Annotated in this window: 18 protein-coding genes; 10 read left to right on the top strand and 8 right to left on the bottom strand. The window is 48.5% G+C overall.

What is annotated here, in order from left to right:
- Window positions 1-42 precede the first annotated feature (42 nt).
- The 7 genes from ACN0IC_RS01350 to ACN0IC_RS01380 all read left to right on the top strand — a co-directional run bounded on the left by ACN0IC_RS01350 (window position 43) and on the right by ACN0IC_RS01380 (window position 10,693).
- Window positions 43-2,937, top strand: coding sequence for a type I restriction endonuclease subunit R (locus ACN0IC_RS01350; protein WP_416876948.1), 2,895 nt, complete (start codon window positions 43-45; stop codon window positions 2,935-2,937).
- Window positions 2,937-3,470 carry a hypothetical protein gene (locus ACN0IC_RS01355; RefSeq protein ID WP_416876949.1) on the top strand — a complete coding sequence of 178 codons (534 nt, stop codon included), beginning with the start codon at window positions 2,937-2,939 and terminating at the stop codon, window positions 3,468-3,470. Before ACN0IC_RS01350 ends, ACN0IC_RS01355 begins: the two co-directional genes overlap by 1 nt.
- Before the next feature lie 537 nt (window positions 3,471-4,007).
- The gene (locus ACN0IC_RS01360; protein ID WP_416876950.1) at window positions 4,008-5,015 is read left to right on the top strand and encodes an AraC family transcriptional regulator ligand-binding domain-containing protein; all 1,008 of its coding nucleotides are present in this window, start codon (window positions 4,008-4,010) and stop codon (window positions 5,013-5,015) included.
- Window positions 5,016-5,150: 135 nt separating this feature from the next.
- On the top strand, window positions 5,151-7,487 hold the full coding sequence (locus ACN0IC_RS01365; protein WP_416876951.1) for a TonB-dependent receptor: 2,337 nt from the start codon (window positions 5,151-5,153) through the stop codon (window positions 7,485-7,487).
- 19 nt (window positions 7,488-7,506) lie between these two features.
- Window positions 7,507-8,508 (top strand): alpha/beta hydrolase, encoded by a 1,002-nt coding sequence (locus ACN0IC_RS01370; RefSeq protein WP_416876952.1) that lies wholly within the window; start codon window positions 7,507-7,509, stop codon window positions 8,506-8,508.
- A gap of 22 nt (window positions 8,509-8,530) precedes the next feature.
- Window positions 8,531-9,796, top strand: a complete 1,266-nt coding sequence (locus tag ACN0IC_RS01375) for an esterase/lipase family protein (RefSeq protein WP_416876953.1) — start codon at window positions 8,531-8,533, stop codon at window positions 9,794-9,796.
- A gap of 108 nt (window positions 9,797-9,904) precedes the next feature.
- Window positions 9,905-10,693, top strand: a complete 789-nt coding sequence (locus tag ACN0IC_RS01380; RefSeq protein WP_416876954.1) for a 3-hydroxybutyrate dehydrogenase — start codon at window positions 9,905-9,907, stop codon at window positions 10,691-10,693.
- 117 nt (window positions 10,694-10,810) lie between these two features.
- Here ACN0IC_RS01380 and ACN0IC_RS01385 read toward each other — a convergent pair whose 3' ends face one another.
- From ACN0IC_RS01385 to ACN0IC_RS01400, 4 genes are all read right to left on the bottom strand, one after another.
- Entirely contained in the window at window positions 10,811-11,026 is a 216-nt protein-coding gene (locus ACN0IC_RS01385) for a hypothetical protein (protein ID WP_416876955.1), read from the bottom strand.
- A gap of 114 nt (window positions 11,027-11,140) precedes the next feature.
- Window positions 11,141-12,208, bottom strand: a complete 1,068-nt coding sequence (gene queG / locus ACN0IC_RS01390) for a tRNA epoxyqueuosine(34) reductase QueG (protein ID WP_416876956.1) — start codon at window positions 12,206-12,208, stop codon at window positions 11,141-11,143.
- A gap of 5 nt (window positions 12,209-12,213) precedes the next feature.
- Complete coding sequence (locus tag ACN0IC_RS01395) at window positions 12,214-12,903, bottom strand: glutathione S-transferase family protein (protein WP_416876957.1); 690 nt, start codon at window positions 12,901-12,903, stop codon at window positions 12,214-12,216.
- 45 nt (window positions 12,904-12,948) lie between these two features.
- Window positions 12,949-13,959, bottom strand: a complete 1,011-nt coding sequence (locus ACN0IC_RS01400) for a cation diffusion facilitator family transporter (protein WP_416876958.1) — start codon at window positions 13,957-13,959, stop codon at window positions 12,949-12,951.
- Window positions 13,960-14,125: 166 nt separating this feature from the next.
- Between ACN0IC_RS01400 and ACN0IC_RS01405 the strand changes: the two genes are divergently transcribed.
- Window positions 14,126-16,906 carry a M1 family metallopeptidase gene (locus tag ACN0IC_RS01405; protein WP_416876959.1) on the top strand — a complete coding sequence of 927 codons (2,781 nt, stop codon included), beginning with the start codon at window positions 14,126-14,128 and terminating at the stop codon, window positions 16,904-16,906.
- 78 nt (window positions 16,907-16,984) lie between these two features.
- Here the strand turns inward: ACN0IC_RS01405 and ACN0IC_RS01410 are convergent, their stop codons facing one another.
- Window positions 16,985-17,623, bottom strand: a complete 639-nt coding sequence (locus ACN0IC_RS01410; RefSeq protein WP_416876960.1) for a MarC family protein — start codon at window positions 17,621-17,623, stop codon at window positions 16,985-16,987.
- A gap of 434 nt (window positions 17,624-18,057) precedes the next feature.
- Between ACN0IC_RS01410 and ACN0IC_RS01415 the strand changes: the two genes are divergently transcribed.
- Window positions 18,058-19,293 (top strand): glycosyltransferase family 2 protein, encoded by a 1,236-nt coding sequence (locus tag ACN0IC_RS01415; protein WP_416876961.1) that lies wholly within the window; start codon window positions 18,058-18,060, stop codon window positions 19,291-19,293.
- Between the two features lie 149 nt (window positions 19,294-19,442).
- On the top strand, window positions 19,443-22,076 hold the full coding sequence (gene mprF, locus ACN0IC_RS01420; RefSeq protein ID WP_416876962.1) for a bifunctional lysylphosphatidylglycerol flippase/synthetase MprF: 2,634 nt from the start codon (window positions 19,443-19,445) through the stop codon (window positions 22,074-22,076).
- Here mprF and ACN0IC_RS01425 read toward each other — a convergent pair.
- Genes ACN0IC_RS01425 through ACN0IC_RS01435 form a run of 3 tightly spaced genes read right to left on the bottom strand, consistent with a single transcriptional unit; the run spans window position 22,073 to window position 26,252 of the window.
- The gene (locus ACN0IC_RS01425) at window positions 22,073-22,726 is read right to left on the bottom strand and encodes an AcvB/VirJ family lysyl-phosphatidylglycerol hydrolase (protein ID WP_416876963.1); all 654 of its coding nucleotides are present in this window, start codon (window positions 22,724-22,726) and stop codon (window positions 22,073-22,075) included. The genes mprF and ACN0IC_RS01425 overlap by 4 nt on opposite strands.
- Before the next feature lie 15 nt (window positions 22,727-22,741).
- Window positions 22,742-23,794, bottom strand: a complete 1,053-nt coding sequence (locus tag ACN0IC_RS01430; RefSeq protein WP_416876964.1) for a LacI family DNA-binding transcriptional regulator — start codon at window positions 23,792-23,794, stop codon at window positions 22,742-22,744.
- The gene (locus ACN0IC_RS01435; RefSeq protein WP_416876965.1) at window positions 23,769-26,252 is read right to left on the bottom strand and encodes a glycoside hydrolase family 3 N-terminal domain-containing protein; all 2,484 of its coding nucleotides are present in this window, start codon (window positions 26,250-26,252) and stop codon (window positions 23,769-23,771) included. The genes ACN0IC_RS01430 and ACN0IC_RS01435 overlap by 26 nt, the downstream gene beginning before the upstream one ends.
- Between the last annotated feature and the right edge of the window lie 111 nt (window positions 26,253-26,363).

Raw genomic sequence — 26,363 nt, forward strand, 5'->3', positions numbered from 1 at the left:
CTACTGGTAGACATCCCTAAACCAACCTTTAGATTGCGGTCAATGACAGCGACTTTGAAAACTCAATCAGAAGCTCAATTGGAAGAAAACCTGATCGAAAGACTGGGCGGGCTCGGCTATACGCGGGTCACCATTCCCGATGAAGCAGCCTTACTTTCTAATCTAAAAACCCAACTTGAAAAATTCAGTAAGACCACATTCACACCTTCTGAGTTTGACCGAATTGTCAATCATTTGGATCAAGGAAATGTCTTTGACCGGGCGGGGAGACTACGCGATTGGTATAATTTGACCCGTGATGACGGTACGAGCGATTATATTCGCTTCATGAATACGGAGCATTGGTGCCGAAACGAGTATCAAGTTACAAACCAGATCAGCATGGAGGGAAGCTATAAAACCCGATATGACGTCACACTTCTTATTAACGGTCTACCTCTGGTTCAGATCGAATTAAAACGGCGCGGACTTGAACTCAAAGAAGCCTTTAACCAGATCAACCGCTATCACCGTCATTCGTTCTGGGCTGAAACGGGCTTGTTTCAATATGTCCAGATATTCGTGATCTCGAACGGTGTGAACTCCAAATATTACGCGAATAACCGCGTCCAAAGTTTCAAACAAACCTTCTATTGGGCGGACGAGAGCAATGGGATCATAACTCAATTGGACAAATTTGCGGATGCGTTTCTAGAGAAGTGTCACATCTCAAAGATGATCGCGAAATATACCGTGCTACACCAAAGCGACCAAATCTTGATGGTACTCCGGCCTTATCAATATTATGCCGCTGAGAAGATTGTCGATAAGGTAAAGAACTCCCATGATAACGGCTATATCTGGCACACCACCGGATCAGGCAAAACGTTGACCAGTTTCAAGGCCGCACAAGTCATTATGGATTTGCCCAAAGTCGACAAAGTGATCTTTGTCGTCGACCGCGCAGATTTAGATTATCAAACCACAAAGGAGTTCAATCATTTCAGCGAGGGTAGCGTTGACGGAACGGATAATACGCGCGCATTGGTAAAACAGTTCTCCGATGATACGCCGCTTATCGTGACGACTATTCAAAAGCTTAATACGGCAATTTCGCCGGGGCGGTATCAAGCTGCGATGGAGGCGATGGCGAATCAACGTGTTGTTTTTATTTTTGACGAGTGCCATCGATCTCAATTTGGCGATACGCATAAGCGCATTGTCGATTTCTTCCCCTATCACCAAATGTTCGGGTTTACCGGCACGCCAATTTTCAAAGAGAATGCGGGCAATAACAAGTACGGCAAGCGTACAACTAAAATGCTGTTCGGGGACTGCCTGCATAAATATGTTATTACGGACGCCATAAGGGATCAGAACGTCCTTAAGTTTGCGGTGGAGTATTGGGGGCGGCTTGATCTGCGTGATGGGTTGGGCGGCGAAGAAAAGGTCTCAGCGCTCGACCTTAAAGAGTTCTGGGAAAACGAAGACCGTATTTCCCACAATATTGACTGGATTATTGAAAACCATCGTAAGAAAACCCATGACAAGCAATTTTCCGCGATGCTCTGTGTGGGGAGCGTGAATATGCTCATCAAATATTATGATGCGTTCAAAGCCAAAAAAGAGGCGGGCGAGCATAACCTACGCGTTGGCGCAATTTTTACTTATGGCACAAATGAGGATGATCTAGACGCGGACGGTTTGCTCGATGACATTTCGACAGACCTTGGCGCGCCTCAATCCGTGAACAAGCATACGCGGGATAAGCTTGAAGAAATGATCGCCGATTATAACGCGATATATAAGACTAAATTCTCGACCCAGAATAAGCAGTTTTATGCCTATTACAAAGATCTCTCCAAGCGAATGAAAGACCGCGAGAAGAAGAGCTTCAAAGACGCGGATCGGCTTGATATTCTGCTAGTGGTCAACATGTTTTTGACCGGCTTCGATGCGAAAATGGTTAATACCCTCTATGTCGATAAGCGGCTTCGGTATCACGGCTTGATCCAAGCCTATTCGCGCACCAACCGGATTATCAATGAAAGAAAATCGCAGGGCAATATTGTCGTATTTCGCAATCTCAAAGACGAAACCGATGAAGCCATAACGCTGTTTTCTAATATCAACGCGAAAGAAGGCATCATCATCGAGCCTTACCGGGTGCATGTAAATAAGTTCAATGCAGCGGTCGAGATATTGCTTTCCATCGTCGCCACTCCCGAAGGTGTGAATACTTTGCCCAGCGAGATCGAACGGCTCGAATTCATTAAGGCGTTTCGCAACCTTATCCGAATTCGCAATGTCTTGATAACTTTTTCAGAATTCACCTATGACGATCTGAAAATGAGCGCACAAAGGTTTGAAGACTTTAAAAGCAAATACCTCGATCTTTATGAAGAGACCCGTTTCGATGACGAGGACGAAAAGAGTTCTATCATTGACGATGTGGATTTCGAACTAGAGCTGATCCAGCGCGACGAGATCAATGTTGCCTATATTCTTGCCTTACTCGCCAAGTTAGTTGATGAAGATGAAGACTATCAAGCTATGTCTGACGAAGACAAAGCCGATACGATGAAAAGTGTTCTTAAGATGTTAGAAACCGAAGTGCAGCTTAGGTCTAAGCGTGATCTGATCGAAAAATTCATTGCCGACCAAATGCCGAAAATAAGTTCAGGCGATCAAATCCAAACCGCATTCAATGACTTCTGGGATCAAGAGAAAACAGCGGCCTTCAATGACCTTTGCGTTGAGGAAGGCTTAGAACAGGCCAAAGTCGAACGCGTCATATACGATTACCAATTTACAGGCCGCAAACCCCTACGTGAAAGCGTTGTCGGTGCGATGCAAACAAAGCCAAAGATTTTGGAACGTAAGACCGTCATCGAGCGGGTGACAGACAAGATATTGAAATTGGTACGCACATTTGAAGACGATATTGGGGGCGAGTGATGGATTGGACAGTCTTTGCAGGTGCACTTATTGGGAGTGGCGTCGCGTCTGTTTTCACTGGCTGGATTTTAACGAACTGGACGGCAAAAAAGCAAAAGGAAGAGAAGGGGAAGTTCTTATCTAATAAACTCGCAGTAAAATTTGAGAGATATGCTATTGTTCTCGCGAACAGTTTAAATGATGATTTGTTGTACGAAGATACTTATGGTTCGCCTTATCCAGAACAGGGAGCGCCCTTGATGAGAATTCCCACCCCTCCTGAAATTGTTTTAGAGCCTACATATGAATTTTTCAAAGCAGACTTGAGGGATCGTGTAATGCAGTTCGAAGACGACATAGCGGTTACTAATCTACGTTTAGCTAGCGCCTCTGATGTGTTAGATGGAGAAGAGGTAAATAAATTCGCTGTAGAGGACTGTAAAAGAATTGGAAAAATGGCAATTGAGCTTTCAATAGATCTGCGTGAAAACTACAACCTAGCAAAAAGAAGCTTATCCTTTGGTCAATGGAGTGTGAGCAATGAGTTTGATTAAGTATACCTGGTTGGGGGTATAATTGGGGGTGCCTAAATTCTCTGAAGTTTTAATCTTAAAAGATATCAGCAAGTTAATGGGGTAGTTCGTTGCCTCTCCAGGCACCATTTTTGATTTCATAGGATTTCAAGCAAAGTCAGGGGTAGACGCCTAACCAGTCAGGGCGCGACTGGAACAATTTGATGTGACGACTTCTCTCCTCTTGAACGGTAATCTCAGTTTCTTGGTGTTCCGATTTTTCTCAGTTCAACTGTTTATGGCTATTAAATAGGTAGTCACTTATTTTAATAGATAAAAGTTGATGACCGTCGTATAAAACTTTGTGGTTTTGACTTTTCATGAAATTCATTATTTTTCAAACTTGTAATTATGCATTATTCTTACAGACTTTAGGTGACAACTACTCATTTGATAAAACACTTACCTCATACCACTAGAGTGTTTTCAAAATTTAATTTTCTACAGGGGTAGTCTACAGCTTGAAATTTGAAATGAAGGAGACTGCATATAACACGTTTACTTGTTCCTAAAGCAGAAATGGTTTCGTTGGCGACGGCGGCAAAAACTATTGCCGGTTCACAGAATTTAGAGTCGGCGGGCCAATCTATGTCTTCAGAGGATGAAACGGAGGGTTGGATATCTCTTCAGGAACATTTCCGCTTGATGCAAGATATGACGGAAAGTGCTCATGATGAAAGTCTGGGTATGTCTCAGCGGTCTTTGGTACCCGGAACGACCGATTTCGTGATTGATATTTTGTTTCAGGCCGATGATCTTGAAGACGCGATGAAGAGGGCCGCCAGAACATATAATCTTATTCACGGCGGGTATTTCAACGAAGTGACGCGTCGAAGAGGTTGTCTTGTCTACACCATTGATGATCGCGACTTTCCTTATGCCTTCCCGTCCGATAGTCCGGCGGCCTATTCTGTGATGGAAGGGCTTTTAATATTCTTGCATGCGATGCTGACCCTGATTACGGGGGCGCAACTATCCCAACATGTCAGGTGCGTGCGGTCGCGGCGTCCTGCAAGGGGAATGTATGATGGATTTTTATCCTTCTGGGAATCGCCCGTACGATGCGGCGCGAAAGCCTATGCCTTAGAATATGATTTGACCGCTGCCGCATCGACTATTCGCAAACCCCGCGACCAAATCGTAAAAGCCTCGGCAGTCTATGATACAGTCAGTAATATGATTGCCGAACGGGAACGCAGGGTCGCAAAGAATGATTTGAGTTTGCGCGTTGTTGAGCTGGTACATAAGGGAATCACTGAACAATCAATGGTAGTCCAGGAATTAGGGGTGAGCGTCGCGACGCTTCGCCGACGTCTTAGCGAAGCAAAGACAAGTTTTCGAATCTTGAGAAATGAGACATTAAATGAGTCCGCAAAGAGCATGTTGCGGCAGGGCCGTCCCGTTATTGTTGTCGCGGAGTCTTTAAAATATGTTGACGTTCGCAGTTTTTCCAGAGCATTTAAATCCTGGAACGGCATGACGCCCGCAGCCTTTGTGTCGCAATTGAACGAAAATGATAAATCCTAATAACAGGGTTTGAGCGAAAATGTCCTCTCAGTTTGACCGCTTCAGTCGTCGATAATTATCTTCATCTCTTATAACACCTTTCCAGAGCTGATCGGCTTTAAGCCCTAAAAATAAATCAGCCGGGGAGGAATGAATATGTCAGTTTTGTCCAGTCAGGTGCAGAAAAGATTTACCGCGCGAACAAATCATAAGTGGCTTTCAGGAATATGCGCCGCCAGTTTGATAATGTGCGCGGAGGGGGCTTATGCCCAAGACGCTGGCGTTCAAAATGTAAATCCACAACGCTCTGACTCTGTTCCAGGCTCAACAACAAGAACGCCTTATGACGAAATTGTTGTGACTGCGCGCCGGCGGGAAGAATCGCTGCAGGATATTCCGGTAGCCGTGTCTGTATTTGGCGAAGAGCGTATCTCCGAACTGCAGGCAGACGACCTTTCGGGCATACAATACGCCACTCCGAATTTTTACTTTGATGAAGGAGACGCCTCAAACGCTGTCGTTTATTTACGGGGAATTGGGCAAAATGACTCTCTGGCCTTTGCCGATCCGGGCGTCGGCGTTTATATTGACGACGTCTTTATTGCGCGGTCACAAGCGGCCTTTCTTGAACTTTTTGATGTAGAGCGTGTCGAGGTTCTGCGTGGGCCGCAGGGGACTTTATATGGCCGAAATACAATTGGCGGCGCCGTTAAATTTGTTTCGACCCCTCCGCCGGACGAATTTGATGCTTACCTGGAAGCGGGAGTCGGGAATTACGATTTCCGCACATTAAAAGGACGTGTGGGCGGCCCTTTGGCAGAAGGTGTATTGAACGGAAAATTCGCCTTTTCAGCAACTCAGCGCGACGGATATAATACAAACTCTGTGACAGGTGAGGATGATGGAGATGTGGAATCTCTGTCTGGTCGGGCAGCTTTGCTGTTTACTCCGACAGATAACCTGGAATTCCTCCTTTCCGCTGACGCTAAACAGGAACGTCCAGACACATCCCGTAGTCCGTCCCGATTGACCCCGATCTCAGTCGCATCTGATACGGGAGAAATTATCACGCTTCCTGCCAGTGCAGATGAATATACGGTAGATGTAAACGCAAATGGACTGTCAGACCTTTCAGCCTGGGGGCTTTCTCTGACCTCGCATTGGCAGGCCAGCGAAGCCGTCTCCTTTGAATCAATCACCTCCTACCGCGAAATGGACTTTGACTTGAATCTGGATACAGACGGCTCTCCCTTTCCTGTTCTGGATATATTGCTGTTACAAGACCAAAATCAATTCAGTCAGGAAATTCGCGGGACTTATGACAATGGCGGCGCTTTCACCTTAATTGGCGGCGTGTATTACTTTCACGATGAAGACATCTCTTTTTCCGGTGTGGATAACGGCGCTGCGACGATATTTGGGTTTCCCGTCACACAATTCGGGTTTGCAAGCTCCAGCCTTGCGCAAACAGATCAGGTAACGGATTCTTACGCGGCGTTTGCGGATGCCACTTATGCCTTTACAGATCGTTTGGATGTAAGTGCAGGGCTTCGATATACGCATGAAGAAAAAACGTCGAAGCGACAATTTGAGAATTTCTTCGATCCCTCTATTTCCGTTATTGAAAACACGCCGCCCTTTTTAAGCGGGGTAGGCGTCCCAGGCACGCCTATTAGCGGCGAAGCCGATTTCAATGCTTTCACGCCCAAGTTTTCGGTATCTTATGAAGCGACGGAGGACGCTTTAATTTATGGCTCTGTTTCGCGCGGCTTCAAAAGCGGCGGATTTGACGGACGCGCCACGACAGATTTCGCGTTTCAGTCATTTGATCCGGAATATGTTTGGAGTTACGAAGCGGGTCTCAAAACAAGCTGGCTTGACGGCGCCCTCATCGCAAATGGCGCGGCCTTTTATAATGACTATACTGACTTGCAGGTGACGTCCTTTGGGGCCGACCCTGTTACCGGGGTTTTCGTCAGTCAGTTTACAAATGCTGCAGCCGCCAAAATCAAAGGCATCGAATTAGAGATATTAGCTCAACCGACTGACCGTTTAACTTTGACCGGTACTTTGGGCTGGCTGGATGCTGAGTATGATGAGTTTAACATTCTTGTGGGCGGTGTTGCGACTGACGTTACGGATCGACCGTTGGTGAATGCGCCCAAGTGGAACGGCAGTGTTTCCGCCACATATGAACAGCCTGTTTCAAATAATTTCAAAGCCGTCTTCCATGCAGACGCAGCCTATCGCGGTGAAAGAGCTATTGAAATTACGGCGTCACCCGAACTGACTCAGGATAGCCACGAAGTTGTTAATGCGTTTGCCGCTTTGAAAACCAGGGATGACAGGTGGGAGTTCCGGGCCGGTGTTAAAAATGCAACGGATGCCACTATTCGGGTTCAAGGGTTTAACCTGGCAGAATTTCCAGGCGTTCAAACCGGCTTCTATGCGGCGCCAAGAACCTATGATTTCCGTGTAATTTACAAATATTGATGGCGTGGAAATCAACGTCATGACTGAAAAGAAAAACAAATTGCCAGACGTCTTGGCGGTTGAAGAAATGGATGCAGCCTCGGCCAAACTGGTCGAGGAAATAAATGCCCTGCTTTACGCCTCGCCTCTACAAGAAGGGGATCCAATGGCACAGGCGCGAAAACTCGCGAGCGAGATGTTCACAGTGTTTGCAGGCCCGGATTATTTCAAGGGCGTTAGAACGCAAGATATAACTATTCCTAATTCCCAGAGGGGAATTCCTGCCCGGGTTTATTTTCATTCTGAATGCCAAGCGGATGCATCACCCTTGATTGTTTTCTTTCATGGGGGAGGATGGGCTTTAGGCGGTCTGAACGAGTATGATGTTTTTTTGAAATCAATTTCAAAACAGAGCGGCACAAATATCATTAGTGTCGATTACCGTCTTGCGCCGGAACACCCCTTTCCAGAGGGCTTAGAAGATGCGCAAACGGCGTTGGAATACCTTTCGAGTCACGCTGCCAATTTCTATGGCGACCCTGACCGGCTGGCAGTCATGGGCGATAGCGCCGGAGGAAATCTTGCAGCTGTATTGGCTCAATCCCCAGAAAATAAAGATAGAATAGCGGCGCAATTTTTGCTCTATCCGATGCTCGACGTGTTTAAACCCCACTCGGCCTACCCTTCACGACAGACCTATGGAGACGGGGCGCATTTCCTGACTCGCGCGGCTATAAACAAAAGTGTCGATGATTATACGGCGGGCAAGCTAAATCTCGACAATCCCCGCATATCTCCCTTAATGGCCACGTCCCTAAGCGACATTCCCCCGACATATATAATAGTAGGAAATTGCGATCCTTTGAGGGACGAAGCTTTGGCTTACGCTACCCGCCTTCGCCAGTCGGGAGTGGATGTATGCGTCGAATGCATTCCCGGCGCTATCCATGCGTTCTTATCCTTTGGCTGCATGGAAGATGTCCAGACTTACCGAACAAAATTAGCCCAAACCATTCAGCGGAGACTGAACGTTAATAATTAATTCAAGCAACGGAGGAAGACTGATGAATCAGAAAACGATTAAAAACTGGAAAGCGAAAATATGGCGGTTCGCTCTATCGACATTGTGCCTTTCTGCCGGTTTGACTCTTGCGCCTGTAGCATTCGCAGGCCCTCACACCCTGGAGGCTACTTATAGCTCGGGAATCAATAATGGCTGGGATAAGGTTGAACGGTGGCGCGATAATTTATCAGCATTTACTCAGGAAGCATTTCCGCCCGATGGCCGAGGAGACCAAACGGGCCAACGTGTGACATTCTTTGGTGGGGACTCAACGCCCCATTCAAAAAAGTTTCTTATGTATTATGCACCGGGCTGGGATACGAATACCAACGCGACACCAGTCCTTTTAGTCCACGGTGCAAATCAGGATGCCGACCTGGCTTGGGCAAATCCCAATGAAGCCGGGCCTTATGGATGCGGAAGATATTCCTGCCCCAGCACTGGATTGATGCAGACCCTATCGACTAATAATTATAAGGTTTTCGCCCTCGGCCTGCCTCATAAAAATGGGGATGGATATTTTTGGTCCGAACAAATTGCGGATGCCATATCCATTATCAAAATGCGGACAGGCGCTTCCAAAGTTGATGTGATTGCATGGTCCAAAGCCGCGTCAAATACACGTATGTATATCTCTTCTGTACGGCAGCCTTGGGGGACGGTTTATCGAGGGGATGTGCGTCGACTTATGCTTTTGGGCTCGGCCAATAATGGCATTGATTTGTCTTTTCGTCATGGCTGGACCTTCAGCTTGACCGTCTATCCTGAATGCGGCGGCGTTATTAACGGCCCGACACCTCATGAGAACCTTGTTTGTTACGGCTATTGGCGAGACGGTGAAGAATGGAGTTATGGGTCAGATTATTTCCCAGGTTCGAAACAACTCCTAAAGCGCTGGGACAGTGTTTATAGTCTGCCAACTTATGAGCAGGATTGGTATACGACCTTTTATGGCGGATATGGATATTATTCCCAAGGTCCCGGAATTTCACATTATCTAGCTGACTCCCTCGTAGATGATATACGTAATAGCGCTTCTCCCGGAACCGTTCGCGTTCAAAATCTTTGCGGAAACCAGCCGGATATAGCGCTGCTTCACAATGAGCATACCGGCCCTTCAGACGGAGTCGTATTCACAGCAAGCTGCACGGACACAGTTGGAATTACAAATGACGGAGGCGGGTCTACGATCGCTGTAAATCACTTGGAACTTGGCTGGAGTACAGCGTCAAAGAACAAGCTTTTAACGTGGCTTTCCGCTCCTTAAATATTTCCCCACTCTCTGCGTGTCACGATCTCGGCCAGTCCCTTTATAACGGTCATGTCACGACACGCAGAGCTTTTTTCTAATTCGATATAAATTTCGAGGACTCCTGTGATCGACCTTACAAATAAAACAGCTGTCGTGACAGGTTCCACAAGCGGCATAGGTCTAGCCATTGCCACAGGACTGGCTCATGCGGGCGCAGATGTCATGATAAACGGGTTTGGGGATGTCGATGAAATTGAAACTCTTCGACAAAATCTGTCTGAAACATCAGGACGAAAAATTCATTATTCTGCGGCCGACATGAGAAAGCCGATCGAAATTAAATCCATGATAGACCAGGCAAGCTCAATAATGGGATCTGTAAATATTCTGGTAAATAACGCTGGGGTTCAATTTGTTGAACCGATCGAGACTTTTCCGACAGATAAATGGGACGAGATACTGGCTATAAATCTGACCTCGAGCTTTCATACGATACGGAATTGCCTGGGCGGCATGAAACAATTTGGGTGGGGACGAATTATTAATATTGCGTCCGCACATTCTCTAGTCGCCTCTCCGTATAAAAGCGCTTATGTTGCCGCCAAACACGGCTTAATTGGCTTGACGAAAAGCGTTGCGTTGGAGTGCGCCGAGGCCGGCGTGACAGTAAACGCAATTTCACCGGGATATGTTTTAACCGATCTTGTGGAAAAGCAAATTCCGGAAACAGCAAAAGCCCGAAACATAACGGCGGAAGAAGTCAAAACAAAAATTGTCCTTGGCGCGCAACCAACAAAAAAGTTTGTAACATGTGAAAGTATTGCCGAAACTGTCCTGTTTCTATCGTCTATATCGGCTGAGAATATCACGGGATCAAACCTCTCTATAGATGGAGGCTGGACCGCTCGATAATTAGCGGCGGCTGGTATTACAGATTTGGGAAAATGACGAAATTCACCTGTGTTGAAATGGCTATTTTCTAATTCGAGAGGTGTGCGTTACGCCGACTTCGGGGTTGTTTATCTGCCCTCACATCCGTCCTGTCTCAAAACCCATTAAATTGACCAAATGCACGAGCACCATAAAGGCTGTGGCGATGCAGCCGAGACAGATAATCATCCAGGGGAGGCGATGCGGTTTTATTGAAGGCTTTTCGGCGAAGTGATTGCGAAAGCTTAGCGCGCCGATAATAAGTAAAATAAACAGCGCAATTAAGGTGAGCGTCAGATCCTGCGTCCGGGTCATTTCTTACTTCCTAGAGGCTCCGGCAATGATGTCGGTCGTCTTGTTTTGAATGGCGCGCTAGCACCGGCTTGGATTTTAAGCCTGCCGAAGACGTGGTCTCCGCACGATGAAAATTCAAGTCTTGGTAAGTCGTTTCACCGCCCATTTTGCAGCGTCTTGGACCACAAAATTTTCATCATTCACAAATTCATGCGCGGTTGATTTAAGGTCAGACTGTCCGCTATTGCCTATCGCATAGAGCACATTTCTGAGAAATTGTTTCCATCCAATTCGTTTAATGGGCGATCCCGAAAAGTGCCGGCGGAAGCCCTCTTCCCCAAGTTCCGCCAGCTCTGAGAGTCGGGGGGCGTTCAGGTCACTTCGCGCGGATAATTTCGCTTCCTGACCGATAACAGCGAATTTATTCCAAGGGCAGACAGCCAAGCAATCATCACAGCCGTAAATACGGTTGCCCATTTTTTCACGCAGGCTTTCTTCTATCGGTCCGGAATGCTCAATCGTGAGATAAGAGATGCAGCGACGCGCATCGAGTTGATAAGGCGCTGGAAACGCATCGGTCGGACAAATATCGAGACAGGCGCGGCAGCTTCCGCAATGATCTTTTTCAGCAGGTGTCGGGGTCAATTCAGCTGCGCTTAAAATCGTACCGATAAACAGCCAGGAGCCGTAATCGCGGCTGAGCAGATTTGTGTGTTTGCCTTGCCACCCCAGCCCGCCGGCTTCGGCCAGAGGTTTTTCCATCAAGGGGGCCGTGTCGACAAAGACTTTTACGTCATGCTTGGTATCTCGGGCAATTAACCCGGCAATTTCCTTGAGCCGCCCTTTCATCACATCATGATAGTCGCGGTTGCGGGCATAAACGGAAATGGTCGCTCTCTCGGGTTCGTCCAGAGTCAGCAGGGGATCAGAGTCCGGCCCGTAATTCATGCCGAGTACAACCGCCGTCTTGGCGTCGGCCCAGAGATTTTGCGGATGGGATCGCCGCTCCAGCGTTTCTTCCATCCACTCCATTGTCCCGTGACGATGTTTGGTAACAAAGTCTCTGAGATAGTCGCCTGCTTGAGTGCCGAATTCATTGAGATCCACAAGGTGGGGTTCGGTAAACCCAAGTGACCGTATTCGATTGAGGGCATCTTTAGATAAGACAGTTTTAGACGTTTTATTTTGAGTGTTTTTCGCCACAGCTCTCAAAAATCCAGATCGGTATAATGCCTCGGCGCGCGGAAGCCCGGAATGCGGTCATTCAGAAGTGGACGCATGGAGGGTCTGGATTTAACCTTTTGATACCAGTCTTTCAAAGTTGGCCACTCGCGCCAATTAATTTCGCCCAAGAAATCTAGGCAGGAAATATGCGCCGCGACGGCGATGTCGGCAAGGCTGAAATGCCGCCCCGCTAACCAATCCCGTTGATCCAGAAGCCAGCAGAAATAACCCAGATGCTGGACTAGGGCCGCGCGGCCTTCGCGCAGGACGGACGTATCGGCGGCCCCTAACCCGCCAACCGCTTTTTCGACTTTCTCATGTAAAATAAAGGCATCAACTTCTTGGGTAAATTTTTGGTCCATCCAGTCAGCCAGGCGTCGGGCCTCGGCGCGTTCGACAATGTCATCGGAGAGCAAAGGGTGGCGGGAGGATCCGTCATTGGCATATTCACAAATGGCGCGCGCTCCGGTGATGACCACTTTACCATTGGGAATAACATCTATCAGAGTAGGCGGAACGCCTTCGGGCGTGACTTTCTCGAAATCTTCCCAATTGCCTTTGTCCAGCTGCCAAGGATTTACCGGGCTCTCGCTAACTTTCAATTTTGTTTCGGCCAGCGCAATTCGCGCCTGACGGCTCGCGGGGTGCAGGGCAAAATGGTAAAGAGTGCGCATCCAAATGAACTAAGCGAAATATAGGTAAAGAAGACTTAATAGACGCTAAGATTTAGCAGATTCTGTGTCGGAAAAGAACCGTCGATTACCGTGAGAATGACCGCAGCCGGCCGGGTGTGGATGTATAAGAATGTCAGCGGCCTGAAAATCGGCCATAAGGCGTTTTTCCGCATTGATAATAATATCATGAGCTTCGGACAGAGAGAGCGTCTCGTCCATATCCAGACGCATTTGAATGTGAATATGAGGCCCCGACGCGCGAGTTCTAAGCTCGGTTACGGCCCTGACGCGGGGGTCGGCCATGGCCAGTCGGATGATAAGAGACCTTTCATCTTCGTTGAGTTCCATATCCATAAGCTGGGCCCAGGCCAGGCTCGCCACGCGGTAGGCCGTGTAGAGCAGCCAAAGTGCCATAAAGAGCCCGACGGCCGCATCTGCCCAGATAAAGGGCGTAAAAGCAGATATAGCCAGGCCGAAAATAACAAACAGATTCGCAAACAGGTCGGCTAGGTAGTGCGCGCGGTCGCCTCTGACAGCAATAGACCCGGTCGCCCGAATAGCCCAGCTCTGCGCGATCAAAAGCCAGCCTGTTATGATGACGAAAAGAAACATGACCGCAATGGCAACGCCGGAATGCGTTAAGGCTTCGTCGGCCTCAATTCGGTGGATAACCTCTTCCAAAAGGTGAAAGGCGGCAAAGACAATCAGGCAGACCTGAAAGACCGCCGAGAACCCTTCGGCTTTACCGCGCCCAAATCGATAGCGCCCGTCAGGTTTTCGGGCGGCGTAGCGAACAGCCACAAAGCTGGAGAGGGCGCCAAACATATCAAGGCCTGAATGCACCAATGAGGACAACACGCCGACAGAGTGCGTATTCTGCCAGAGAAGGACTTTGCCGATCATCAAAATAACACCGACTCCCACAGCCAGAGCCGTAATACGGCGCGTAATTCGCGATGCGTTTTCCGGGGGTAGCCGTCCCGGTCGCCCGCGTCGGTCAGGACGGTCAAAGCGTGTATCTTCGACGGTTTGCAGATTTGGCGGTTCAGCACTCATGCCGTGTTGTTATAGCATAACCTTTTAATTTGCGACAGTTTTATAGCCCAGAGAACAGCATTCTCCGTCCAAAAAGGGCAAATTTCCTTTACCGCGGCTGGATTTGGGCTCTGGCTATACCCAGATTTATCGTTTATCAGAAAGAAAATTTGTTAAAGGACTTTTTATGACGCCTCGCTTTTCCCCCAAACATTTCTCTCTCGCCACTTTGGTGTCCGTTGGGTTTTTACTCGCGCCCTGTGCCAGCTATGCTCAAACGACGCCGCAATCCGAAACAATGGCTGAAACTGCGCCGATGAAGGTTGAGGCGGACAGTATCCCGCAAGCCCAGCTTCCGGACACGGTTATGCCGACATCCTATGATATTCAGTTCCGCATAGACCCGCAGGCAGAGAGTATGACGGGCCGTGTCACGATTGATGTAAATGTAAAAGACGCGACAAAGAAAATCTGGATTCACGCTAAGGAGATGAATGTTTCGAGCGCAAAAATTGTATATGGGGCCGAGGAATCCTATCCGCTGGAGTTTAACGCCGTGGCTTTGGAAGAAGCGCCGTCTGGAATAGCTTACCTTACCTCCGAGGCGGAATTGCCGGAAGGCAAAGCGTCCCTCGTGATGGAATATGAGACGCCTTATAATCAAGCGCTCAATTCTGCTTATCAAGTCAGGCGCGGAGACGATGCCTATATCGTCACGCAGTTTGAGCCGCTCGGCGCGCGGGAAGCTTTTCCAAGCTTTGACGAGCCCCGTTTTAAAGTCCCGTTCAACATTTCGATCATGGCCCCGAAAGATCAGTTTGTTTATGCCAACACGCCTGAGCTTGGAACGAAAGATGTTGAGATTGATGGAGAGATTTGGACAAATCACAGCTTTGCTCAAACGCGTCCCCTCCCGACCTATCTGATTTCTTTTGGGGTCGGCCCTTGGGACGTCGTGGATTATGGCATTTTGCCGAAAAACTCGATTCGAAAAGGTGATCTTCGTCTTCGCGGTATTGCCGCACGGGGCGAGGGCGAAAATATGGAGTATGCTCTCGAAAACACCCAGGGCATTCTCACAGCGCTCGAAGAATATTTCGGAACACCTTATCCCTATGAAAAACTCGATTTAATCGCCGCGCCGGATTATGCCTTTGGCGCGATGGAAAACCCCGGGGCGATTGTTTACCGCGAGTCTTTGCTCCTCTTGGGGGATAACCCGCCGCTGTCTCAAATTCGTTCCTATGCCGGAGTTCACTCCCATGAACTGGCCCATCAATGGTTTGGTAATCTGGTGACGCCTGTCTGGTGGGAAGACATCTGGCTGAACGAGGCTTTCGCGACATGGTCCGGAAATAAAGGGACATCCATGTGGAAGCCGGAAGGCAATTATGATCGCAACACATTGAAATCCGCTTTGGGCGCAATGAATACGGATACGCTTTCAACGACTCGTAAAGTCCGGGAGCCGCTTGAGCGCTCGGAGAATGTCATGGATCAGTTTGACAGTATTACCTACCGCAAAGGCGGCGGCGTGCTGTCCATGTTTGAAAGCTATGTCGGCGAAGAGGCTTTTCGCGATGGCGTTCGCCTGCATATGGAACGTTACGCAGATGATGTGGCCACAGGCGACGATTTCTTCCAATCTATTGCGGACGGATCCGGTAATCCGGATGTCGTTTCCGCCATGAAGAGTTTTGTCGATCAACCCGGCTTGCCGCTTGTGTCGGGTGAAGTGGTCCAACTGAATTTGACCGAAGAAGAAGCGACTGAGCCCCAAACGGCCGTTATGCTTACCCAGTCCCGTTACACGCCGCTTGGCTCCAAAACGAGCCAAGGACAGATTTGGCAAATTCCGGTTTGTGCTAAATTTGGCTACGGAGAAGAGACGGTGAAAAGCTGTGAGCTCCTAACCGAAAAGTCGGGTATGATTGTGTCCCCCCGCAATGGTGAATATGCCGACTGGGTGACGCTCAATGAAAACGGCTCCGGCTATTATCGCTTTTCTCTGGATAGTCAGGGGTGGACAAATCTCATCAATAATATTGATAAGTTGAACACGCGCGAGGTTTTGACGGTGCAGGACAGTCTTGAAGCGGCCTACCGGGCCGGGGAAGTCGACTCATCTGTTTTCCTAAGCGGTATGTCTCAACTCGCCACTCATCCGGAATATGATGTGGCGTCCAGCTCGAGAGCTCTTATCGGTTTCATGGGCGATGATCTGTCGGGAACGGATGAAGACCTGGCTCGCTATGTCCAGGAGAATTACGCTGACCGTTACGCACGAACAGTCGGGACAGATACGATTGAGGGCAACCTCCTCGCGCCGTCTCTGGCCTCGCTCTTGATACGCCGTGGTCAAGATGAAGTTTTAGCCAAGGAAATGGCGAAAAAGGGCGCGCTTTATTTGGGACTGGACGGAGAGGCGGATAAAGACGCCGTTGCGCCGAACATGCTCGGCCTGGCCCTATCCCAAGCCATGAAAATGGACGGAGACGCGGCTTATGAGCCGCTCGTCGCCCTAGCGGAAAGCGGAAGTCCGCTAGAGAAAAGCTCGGCTTTGGGGGCCTTGAGCTCCACAACAGATCCGGAAATTGCCAATAAACTTCTCGCTTTGGCATTGGATAAGGACGGCCCGCTCACCGGACGTCAATCCAGCTCTATCGTCTATGGTTTGATGGGATCAGATGAGTTTCAGGATATGACGTGGGATTGGCTAAAAGCCAATTTCACGCAATATGTCACGGATCGCGTGCCGGATGTTCGTAAAGGCCGCATGCCGGGCGCTGGCGGATATTTCTGTTCGCTGGATCGCCGGGATGAAGTTCGGGGCTTTATGACAGAGAATGCCGAGGTTATCCCCGGATATGAGCGTAGCCTCGCTCAAACCCTTGAGTCCATTGAGCTTTGCGCCGCCTTGCGGGACGAAAAAGGCGAAGAGCTAAAGGCGGCTTTAAAAGCCCGCTAGATAAAGTCTTTAAAATTAAGAACAAAAAAGCCCGCTTCGAGCGGGCTTTTTTTAGTGAGTAGAAATTGCTCGTGGAATTTACAAAAACTGCACTAATGCGCCGCTTACGCCGTCTATAATAAATTGAGAGGCGAGCGTTGCCAGCAAAACTCCGAGCAAACGGGTCAGAACATTTGTAAATGTTTTCCCCATCAGTTTCATCAATGGCCCGGCGATTAAAAATGAGACCAGAGTGATAAACAGGACAATTACGAGCGCCAGCATAATTGAAAATTCTTGTCCGCCTGTTGTTGTATTACTCATCAAGAGCAAGAGCGTCGCCATGGTTCCAGGCCCGGCAATCATGGGAATGCCCATTGGAAACACGGAAATATCTTCGGGGTCTTCAATTTCTTCCAAAAGATCCTCTGCGCGTTCTTCGCGGGTTTCTGTCCGTTTCTCGAACACCATATTCAACCCGATAATAAAGAGCATAACGCCGCCCGCCAGACGCAGGGCATCCAGGCTAATACCGAGTTTGGCAAAGAGCCATTCGCCGCCATAAGCAAAGCCGATAAGAACAATCGCAGCAACCGCCACGGCTTTAAGCGCCATTTCGCGTTGGTGAGATTTGGTCGTGCCTTGAGTCAGGGTCGCAAAAATAGGTGCGCACCCTGGAGGGTCGATAACAACGAAAAGCGTCGCAAACGCACTTATAAATAAAGCCAGATCAATCATGGCCGCCCCTTAACGACCCTAAGCGCCATAAGCAATATGATTTGACGTCAGGGCTCACTTGCAGGAATGCATAGAATTTCAAGATAGACAAGTGCCTTTGAGGTGTATCTAGGAATATCAATCGCCCAATTTTAAAAGCTGACCTCTCTGCGCTATTGAAAATTGACTCACTATTTTGCAGCCCAAACATCTAAAACAATATACTTTAGGTTATATTTGCATTTTATTTACATCTAGCCGCTTAAGTCATTCGGACGAAATGCTGGAAAATGGGTTGGGGCCAGATGAGACGGGGCAAAATTACGGTATCGGCACTACGCAGAGCTGATAGATCTTCTTCATTTTGGCTAAGAACGCTTTTGTGGTCGGCTTTGGTATTTTTAATTTTCTTATTTTATAAGTGGCCCGTTCAAACTTTTTTCAATCTCTTTTCAATGATTGCCGGATTGAATGTTTTGGTGGCGATTTTACGCCTTATTGCAATTTCTCAAACCAAACCGAGCCGGCCAAGACTCCACAAACGAATTGAGTTTCCAAAATACTCAGTCCTAGTTCCAATTTTAAATGAAGCCAATATGGTGCCGCGATTAATGAACAGGCTTGAGAAACTGGATTATCCGGCCGACAAATTGGAAATTCTACTTATCTGCGAAGAATTTGATGCAATGACAATCCGGGCCGTCAGAATGAACCTTCGTCCGCCTTTTCGATTGATCATAACGCCGAAAGGCACGCCGCAGACAAAGCCGAGAGCGCTCAATTTCGCTCTTTCATTTTCCAATGGTGATTTTATTACGGTTTATGACGCGGAAGATAAGCCTCATCCAGAGCAGCTAAAAACGGCTTTGGCGGCCTTTAACCAAAATCCGGATTGGGCGGCGCTGCAGGCTCCGCTGGATTACTATAATAGCGAAGTAAACTGGCTCACGCGTCAATTTTCTCTCGAATATGCCGCATTATTTCATGTCTGGGTTCCGTTCCTGGCCAAATTAGGAGCCCCATTCCCGTTAGGCGGAACATCAAACCACATTCGCCGGAACGCCCTGGAAAGTTGCGGCGGGTGGGATGCTCATAATGTGACAGAAGATGCGGATCTAAGCTTCCGCCTGTCTGCAAGAGGATTAAAAATAGGATTTATAGATTGTCCGACGGAGGAAGAAGCGGTCTGTAACCTCATAGATTGGCATAAACAAAGATCCCGATGGATGAAAGGATTCATGCAGACCTGGCTTGTACATATGCATCGGCCACTCCGTCCCTTGAATGTTTATGGATCAATAAGGTTTCTGACTCTTCAACTCACATTGGGGTATACATTATTGTGTGCCACACTTTTTTGTCTGAGCGTTATTGCCGGAGGTCTCTATGTTAGTATGCACTATTTTAATGGCTTCACACTTCCTTTTTCTGTCTTGCATTTTATTGCGCTCAGCCTCAGTTTGGTTGTCGCAGTCCTGATGGGAATTGTCGGAGTTGCGAGAGCGGGCAAACCGCATTTAGCAATCTTTGGAATATTGATGCCGCTATATTGGATATTGCTTTTCTGGCCAATTGTGAAAGCTTTTGTCGAGATATGGCGCCGCCCTTTTCACTGGCACAAAACACCTCACGGCATTTGTGTGCCGTCAAAACAATCTGAGCATTCATTTGCCAACGCGCCTGCGGAATAAGCGGCGTTAGATCCCTGAAGTTTCAAAACCTTCGTATTGGAAAAGTAAGTGGCTTTCCGTTCGGAATAGGTTTAATTTTGGTTGGAAGCAGAACCAGAAAGCTTCTACGGGGAATGTGAACTGACCCTAAAGGCCTTGAAGGAAAGTTTATGAACACTGAAATGTCTGAAGACAGCTCTGATACCCCGGAAAAAACTTCTGAATTGGCCGAAAAGCCGCGTTCCAAAAGCCAAACGGGCGTCATGGTTGTCATGGGACTTATCATGTTCGCGGCTTCGTTGTTTTACATACGCCATGTGCTGCAAGACAATTCTATAAAACAAATTATCGAAAATTTGCAGTCCGTATCTCCGCTCTCTATTTGCCTTGCAATTTTGGCAACTCTGGCCAGTTTTTTGGCCGTTTCAGCCTATGACTCACTTGCCCTTCGTTATTCGGGTAAGGTCATTCCGTTGAAGAAAACGGTTTTCGCTTCTTTTTCCGCTTATGCTGTTTCTAATACGCTCGGTATGAGCGCTCTGACCGGGAATGCGGTCAGATATAGATTATATTCCTCCCTGGGTCTGGAAGCTTTGGATGTGGCCGTTATAGGCTTTATTACGGCTCTTTTCGTTTTCGTCAGTGGGATGACCCTAACTGGACTCGGACTATTATCCGACAGTGGATTGTTTGAGCAAATATTTCATTTACCGGTCTGGGCCTCCCTTTTACTGGGCGTGACCTCGGCAATTCTCGCCGCTCTTGGACTGGCCTATCTGCTTAAAGGACCAGAGGCTTGGCGCTTAAAAGAAAAGTCACTGCCAAAGGAAGGAAACAGGCTCGTTTTTCTTCAATGGGGTGTTGGAATTTTAGATTGGATTGCCGCCGCGGCCGTTTTATATTATTTATTGCCTCAAGGGACTGAATTAACCTTTCTTACCCTTATTCCCATATTTGTCGTGGCTCACTTTATCGGCTCTATAAGCGGCCTTCCCGGCGGGATCGGTGTGTTTGAGGCTGTTTTTCTTCTACTGGTTCCGTCGGGAAGTGAAGTGTCCGTTGCGGGAGGGCTCGTCGCATATAGAGCCATATATTATGTCATGCCGCTTATTATTTCGGTGTTGGTTTTGGCGCTCCATCAAGGGCTAAAGTCAAAAGATAAGCTCAAGGCCGGAAGCGAAAAAACAACAGACTTTCTAGAAACAATTGCTCCGATTGTTTACGCAACCCTGACCTTCATTACGGGGTCAGTTATGTTAATTTCAGCGGCAACGCCGAACTTACTCCGGCATGTCCAATTTGTTTTGCAATTCCTCCCCGGGTCAGTTCTGGAACTATCTCACTTAGCGGCAAGTGCGGTAGGGACGCTTTTGCTTTTGGCGGCTTTAGGATTACGAAGACGGCTTCAAAATGCCTGCAGATTAGCCATTATTCTGTTTTTGATAGGGGCTGTAGTAACCTTCACAAAAGGCGGGGATATTCGAGGATCTGTTCTCATGATAGGTTTGGCTGGATGTCTTTATCTTTCTCGAGAGGCATTTTACCGGAAAGGCCGTCTGAGGGAGCTAAGGCTTTCCTTGCCAAGGCTAGGAGTTCTGCTCGGGGCTGGAGGTCTGGCGCTCTGGTCCGGCTTTTACGCCTATAGGAATAAAGATTATAGCAATGATCTTTGGTGGACTTTTGCCCTTCAGGAAGATGCATCGCGATTTTTGCGTGCCGCCGCTTTGGTTGTCGCAATGCTACTTGTGTATTTTCTCTGGCGGCTTTTACAACCGGCTCCCGCCGAGAGCCGGCCAAATCTATCCGAAGACGTATTGGAAAAAGTTCGCGCCGCAATTGCCGGGGCAGAGGACTCTACGCCCGAAGCCAATCTTGCCCTCATAGGGGATAAGCAGTTTCTATTTTCGGATTCGGGTCAATCTTTTATTATGTATGGGGTCGTGGGCCGAAATTGGGTCGCGATGGGAGAACCCGTCGGATTGGAGTCAGAACGCAAAGAGCTCATGTGGAAGTTTAGACATTCAGCCGATCTCTGGGACGCCTGGCCGAGTTTTTATTCGATTAGGGGGCGGCACCTCACTGATTTCATTGATTTAGGTCTTACGGTGCAAAAAATAGGAGAGTTGGCTCTCGTCCCCATAGAAGGATATACTCTGGAAGGGAGCTCGAAATCCCGTTTTCGTCAGACAAGAAATCGGGCGATCCGGGATGGGTGCACATTTGAAGTTATTTATCCCGCCGCAGACTCGCCAGAAATGGATCGTTTGGAGATCATCTCCCGTGAGTGGTTGAAGGCCCATCACGGCAAAGAAAAAGGATTTTCTCTGGGGCGTTTTGATCGAAAAACCCTGGACGGAGCGCCTATTGCCATTGTCCGAAAGGAGGAACAAATTGTAGCCTTTGCAAACCTGTGGATGACGCCGGACAAATCCGAAGTCTCGCTCGATTTAATGCGTCATATTGATGTAGGTGTGAACGGATTAATGGATTTTCTATTTGCGGAAATGATGTTGTGGGGCGGGGCGCAAGGATATCAGTATTTCAGCCTCGGTTTGGCGCCGCTTTCCGGATTGGAGGCGCATAAACTTGCCCCTCTCATGTCAAAAATTGGCGCTATGATATTTAAGCACGGCGGAAGATTTTACAGTTTTGCAGGCCTTAGAGCTTTCAAGGAGAAATTTAATCCGGAATGGCACCCTGTGTATCTGGCGGCCCCGAGTCAGTTGGTAATCCCTAAAGCCCTCGGCAATTTGACCTTGCTAAATAGTGGAGGAATTTTGGGCCTTATTCAAAGAGAAGCCTAAGACGCGGCGGATGAATTTAGAATCAATTCTATGAGTCGATCATAATCTTTATTGAAATCATGGCCGCCCGGCAAAGTTATAATCTTAAGAGTTTTACTCTCTTTCAGACTTTCACTTGGCCCAATGAAATCGTCTTCACCTCTAAGATAAAGAACGGGAACTGTTAGAGAGAGCCGAGAAATTTCTGCCGCCGTGTTCAAGGCGTCTGACGTCCACAGATTGACCCAACTGCGAAATGAAAACTCGAAATCTGCCTGGGCCGGCGGAGCTAAGAGCACAACGCGGTCAATTCGCTTAATGAGGTGCGGAGGCAACAAATTGGCTGCAAAAGGCAAAGTGCCTGCTCCGAATGAAAACCCGATTAACAGAAATCGATCCTTGGGATTGGATTTCAGTCGGCGATTTAATTGACGCTGTATATCTTTTGCCATTCCTTTCGGTGATCTGGCCGTCCAGAAATAGTTTAGAGACCGAATACGAAGTGTTGTAATGCCTTTCTCTGATAGTTTCTTGGACAGGGTGTTGGCTAGGCTCGTTTTCAACCCATCCCCTGAAAGAAATAATGCAAAACAGTTCTGAGGATTGGAGCCGGCTTTATAGGTTTGCGAAACAATCCCGGGCTTTTCAAAAGACGGAAAGCCAAAATTCATATTCATCTTACGAAATCAAATCGAAGCAACAGAGGATCGTTTAAAGAGTTCGTGATCCATGACTTTGGTGACTTGGGCCGTATTAGGGTCAGCGATGGACTTAAGCAGGCTTTGCGCGGCCCATTCTCCGTAAGTATGGAGTGGTTGTTTGATTGTTGTAAAGGGCGGTACAAACATTTTGGAAAGATCCGCGCCATCAAAACCGGCGACAGACAAATCTTGCGGCACATTGAAACTTAAATGCCTGGCGCAAGATATAACGCCCGCCGCCATATAGTCATTACCCGCGAAAATGGCCGTCGGAGGGTCGTCTCGTTCCAACAGAATTTTGCCGGCTGCATAGCCGGATTCAAAGGAAGACTCTCCTCGGGTGTACAGGAAATTCTCACGGGGCAAGCCGGCTTCATCCATTGCGGATTTCAGTCCTTCACCCCGTTTATTTGCCATACTGTGCTGCTCTCTCAGACTGACATAGCCGATCCTTTTGTGCCCCATATTGATGAGGTGACGGCCCATTTCCAATCCAGCGGCAAAGTCATCGATCCCGACTTTGCTAACAGCAAGCTTCAAAGCCGAGATGTCCAGAACAGATTCGACCAGGACAGCTTTCAGCCCCGCGCTCAATATAGATTGAATAAGGTCTAAATCCTCAGATAACGGCGGGAGGAGGATAAAACCGTCCACGACACGGCGCTCAATCATTTTATTAACATGGAGACGTGTCTCGGTAGCCGCGAGAGGCTCGAGCAGCAGTTTATAAGAGTTCTCCCGGCAGACAGGTAGAATGCCTTCCAGAATTCCGGTCAGAAATTCCGAGGAAGGCGGTTCATAAACAACAGCCAGGCTGTAACTTCTTTGGCCCCGCAGCTGTCTGGCGGCCATGTTAGGCTTGAACTCCAGTTCCGCAATCGCGCTCTCTACTTTTTTAAGCGTGCGCGCGGATACATTGGGCTCTCTGTTCACCACCCTCGAGACAGTTTTCATTGATACGCCCGCAAGTTGGGCAACGGTTTTCAATGTAACCGTTTTTGGGCGTTCGGGCTTATGGACAGGATCTTGTAGGGTCATCTGATGTTTCTATAGACGCCTTATGCAATGAAATTTGCGCTTTTGAAAGGCTCGTTATTTCGAATGGGACATCGACCTCTTCAGGGTTTAATCCATCACGTGTGAAACAGGCGAGAGGAATTTCTGATTCTGTCCAGTTGCCCAAGGGGAGATTTCTTATAATATCTGACACATCAATCTCGCTTTCACACGCATTCCCGCATCCTATTCGAATAAGCAGAGGTTCGCTTGGCCGTTCGTCCAGTCTCCACTTAACCCGCAACACATTGCCGCCGGCTTGTGTCAGGTCAATCGGACGAGGGCTTCTTACGCTCAGGCTTCCTTCTCCGGTCCAGATGATCTCGCGTGAGTCTTCTTGGGCTCTATAATCTACGCCTTTGATTTTTACTAATCCACCTAAACTTGATGCGGACAGCGACTCTACCCGCGTATTGGCGTTAGAACTATCCCCAAGATAGAGTGAGAATGGCTCCGCCGCACCGCCTCTATTTACGATATCGCCGGTGAAAATTTTCTCGGGGGAGCTGACACCCGAGGTTTCAGGCAGAGCAGGCAACTGCCCGTTATCGCCATAGGACAGACCATATCCGAACGGGAATAAAACGCCTTTATCACTGCTGGAATCAATGGGCGTTCCTAGCCCGTCTGCAGGCCAGGAAAAAGACAAACGCCCGGCAAAGTCGTGTCGAACTTGCCCTTGGTCATCGGCGACCAATACATCGGCAACGCCGCCGCCTTCGGTCCCGGGCAGCCAGCCAACAACAAACGCATCAGAGGCGTTTAAATGGGGGTTAACCCAGAGCGGACGCCCTGTCAGGAAGACTGAAACAACGGGAATTCCCTGATCTTTTAACTCGCGCAGTAAGGTTATGTTCTCACCTGTCTCGAATTCGTAAACCAGATCAGAAACATCTCCGAAAAACTCTGCATAAGGCTGTTCTCCGAATACGACGATGGCAATATCCGGTTTTTCAGAGAAATTGCCATCTGGCGAAAGAACTGCTCTACCCCCTTGCGCCGAGAGCGCTTTTTCAAGTCCCGAATAAATAGTTTCGCCCGTTTCGAAAATACTGTTTTCATTATTGTCCCCTTGCCAGTTCAACGTCCATCCACCCGTTTGCTGCTGCATGGAATTGGCTCCGCTACCTGTGACCATAACGGTAGGCCGGCCTCGGAGAGGAAGTAGGTTGTCTTCATTTTTGAGAAGAACCAAAGACTGCCTGACGGCCCGCCGGGCAATCTCGCGGTGTTCTTTGGCTCCAAGAGCTCCGATATTTGTGCTGGCGCGAGTTGAAGGCAGGCCCGCTTCAAACAATCCGGAGCGGATTTTAACTTTCAAAATCCGCAGAACGGCTTCGTCCAGTCGTGCCTGCGGAATTTCCCCCGATTTCACTTGTTCAAGTAGGGAGTCGTACAGGCCGCGCCAACTATCCGGCGCCATATACATATCTATACCGGCCAATAAAGCCTGGGCGCAGTTCGTTGCGGTGCAGCCGGGAATTTCAGCGTGGCCATTCCAGTCTCCGACAACAAATCCGGTAAACCCTAAATCGCCTCGTAAAATATCGGTCAACCACGTTTTGGAACCATGCATTTTTTCGCCGTTAATACTGGAAAAAGACGCCATAACGGCTTGCACGCCCGCGTCTATAGCCGGTTCATATCCCGCTCCATGCAAAGCAAGTAACTCCGCTTCGTTTCCGAGTGTATCCCCCTTATCAATACCAAACTGTGTGCCTCCGTCGCCGATGAAATGCTTGGCTGTCGCCATCACATTGTCTTTTTTAAGGAAGTCACTGGTGCCCGGCTGGCCTTGTAATCCCTCGACCATGGATTTGGCATATTTGGCCACAATTTCGGGGTTTTCGGAATAGCTTTCATAAGCCCGGCCCCATCTGTCATCCTGAGCAACAGCCAAAGTTGGCGCAAATGTCCAATCCAGACCGGTGGCGCGAATTTCGCGCGCCGTTACGTCTCCGATCTCTCTCATCAAGGCCGGATTATGAGTGGCTCCGAGGGCCGAATTGTGAGGGAAAATAGTCGCGGACTGTAAATTATTATGCCCATGAACGGCGTCTGTTCCCCAGAGGAGAGGAACGCCCACACCGCCATCTGATGTGTCTGTGGAGGCTGTCCAGAAAGAATCGGCCAAGGCGATCCAGTCCTCTTCTGGCGCTATCTTTCCGCCGCCGGGCGCGGAGTTTCCGCCGTTTAAGACGGAACCTAGATTATAGTGTTTCGCTTCTTCGGGGGTAACGGAGGCAATGTCGGCTTGTAGAACCTGACCAACCTTTTCTTCGAGCGTCATTTTCTCAACTATTTCGGCGGCGCGGGCCTCAATGCTTTGGCTGGAGACGGTTTCAGGGCTAGGGGAAGAGCTGGACTGCAGGCCACCCGCTGAACATCCGATGAGGAGAAATCCGAGTGAGAGGCCCAAAACTGGCTTGAAACTGTTCATATTAACCCCGAAGATTTTAAAGACGTCAAAAGACGACTTGGTTTTTATATAATATTTGTCCTGTTATTGTCTAAATATGGACAATGTCAATGTCATATGGACAATTTCGGT

It is taken from the genome of Litorimonas sp. (genome assembly GCA_029936425.1).
GTDB lineage: Bacteria > Pseudomonadota > Alphaproteobacteria > Caulobacterales > Maricaulaceae > Litorimonas.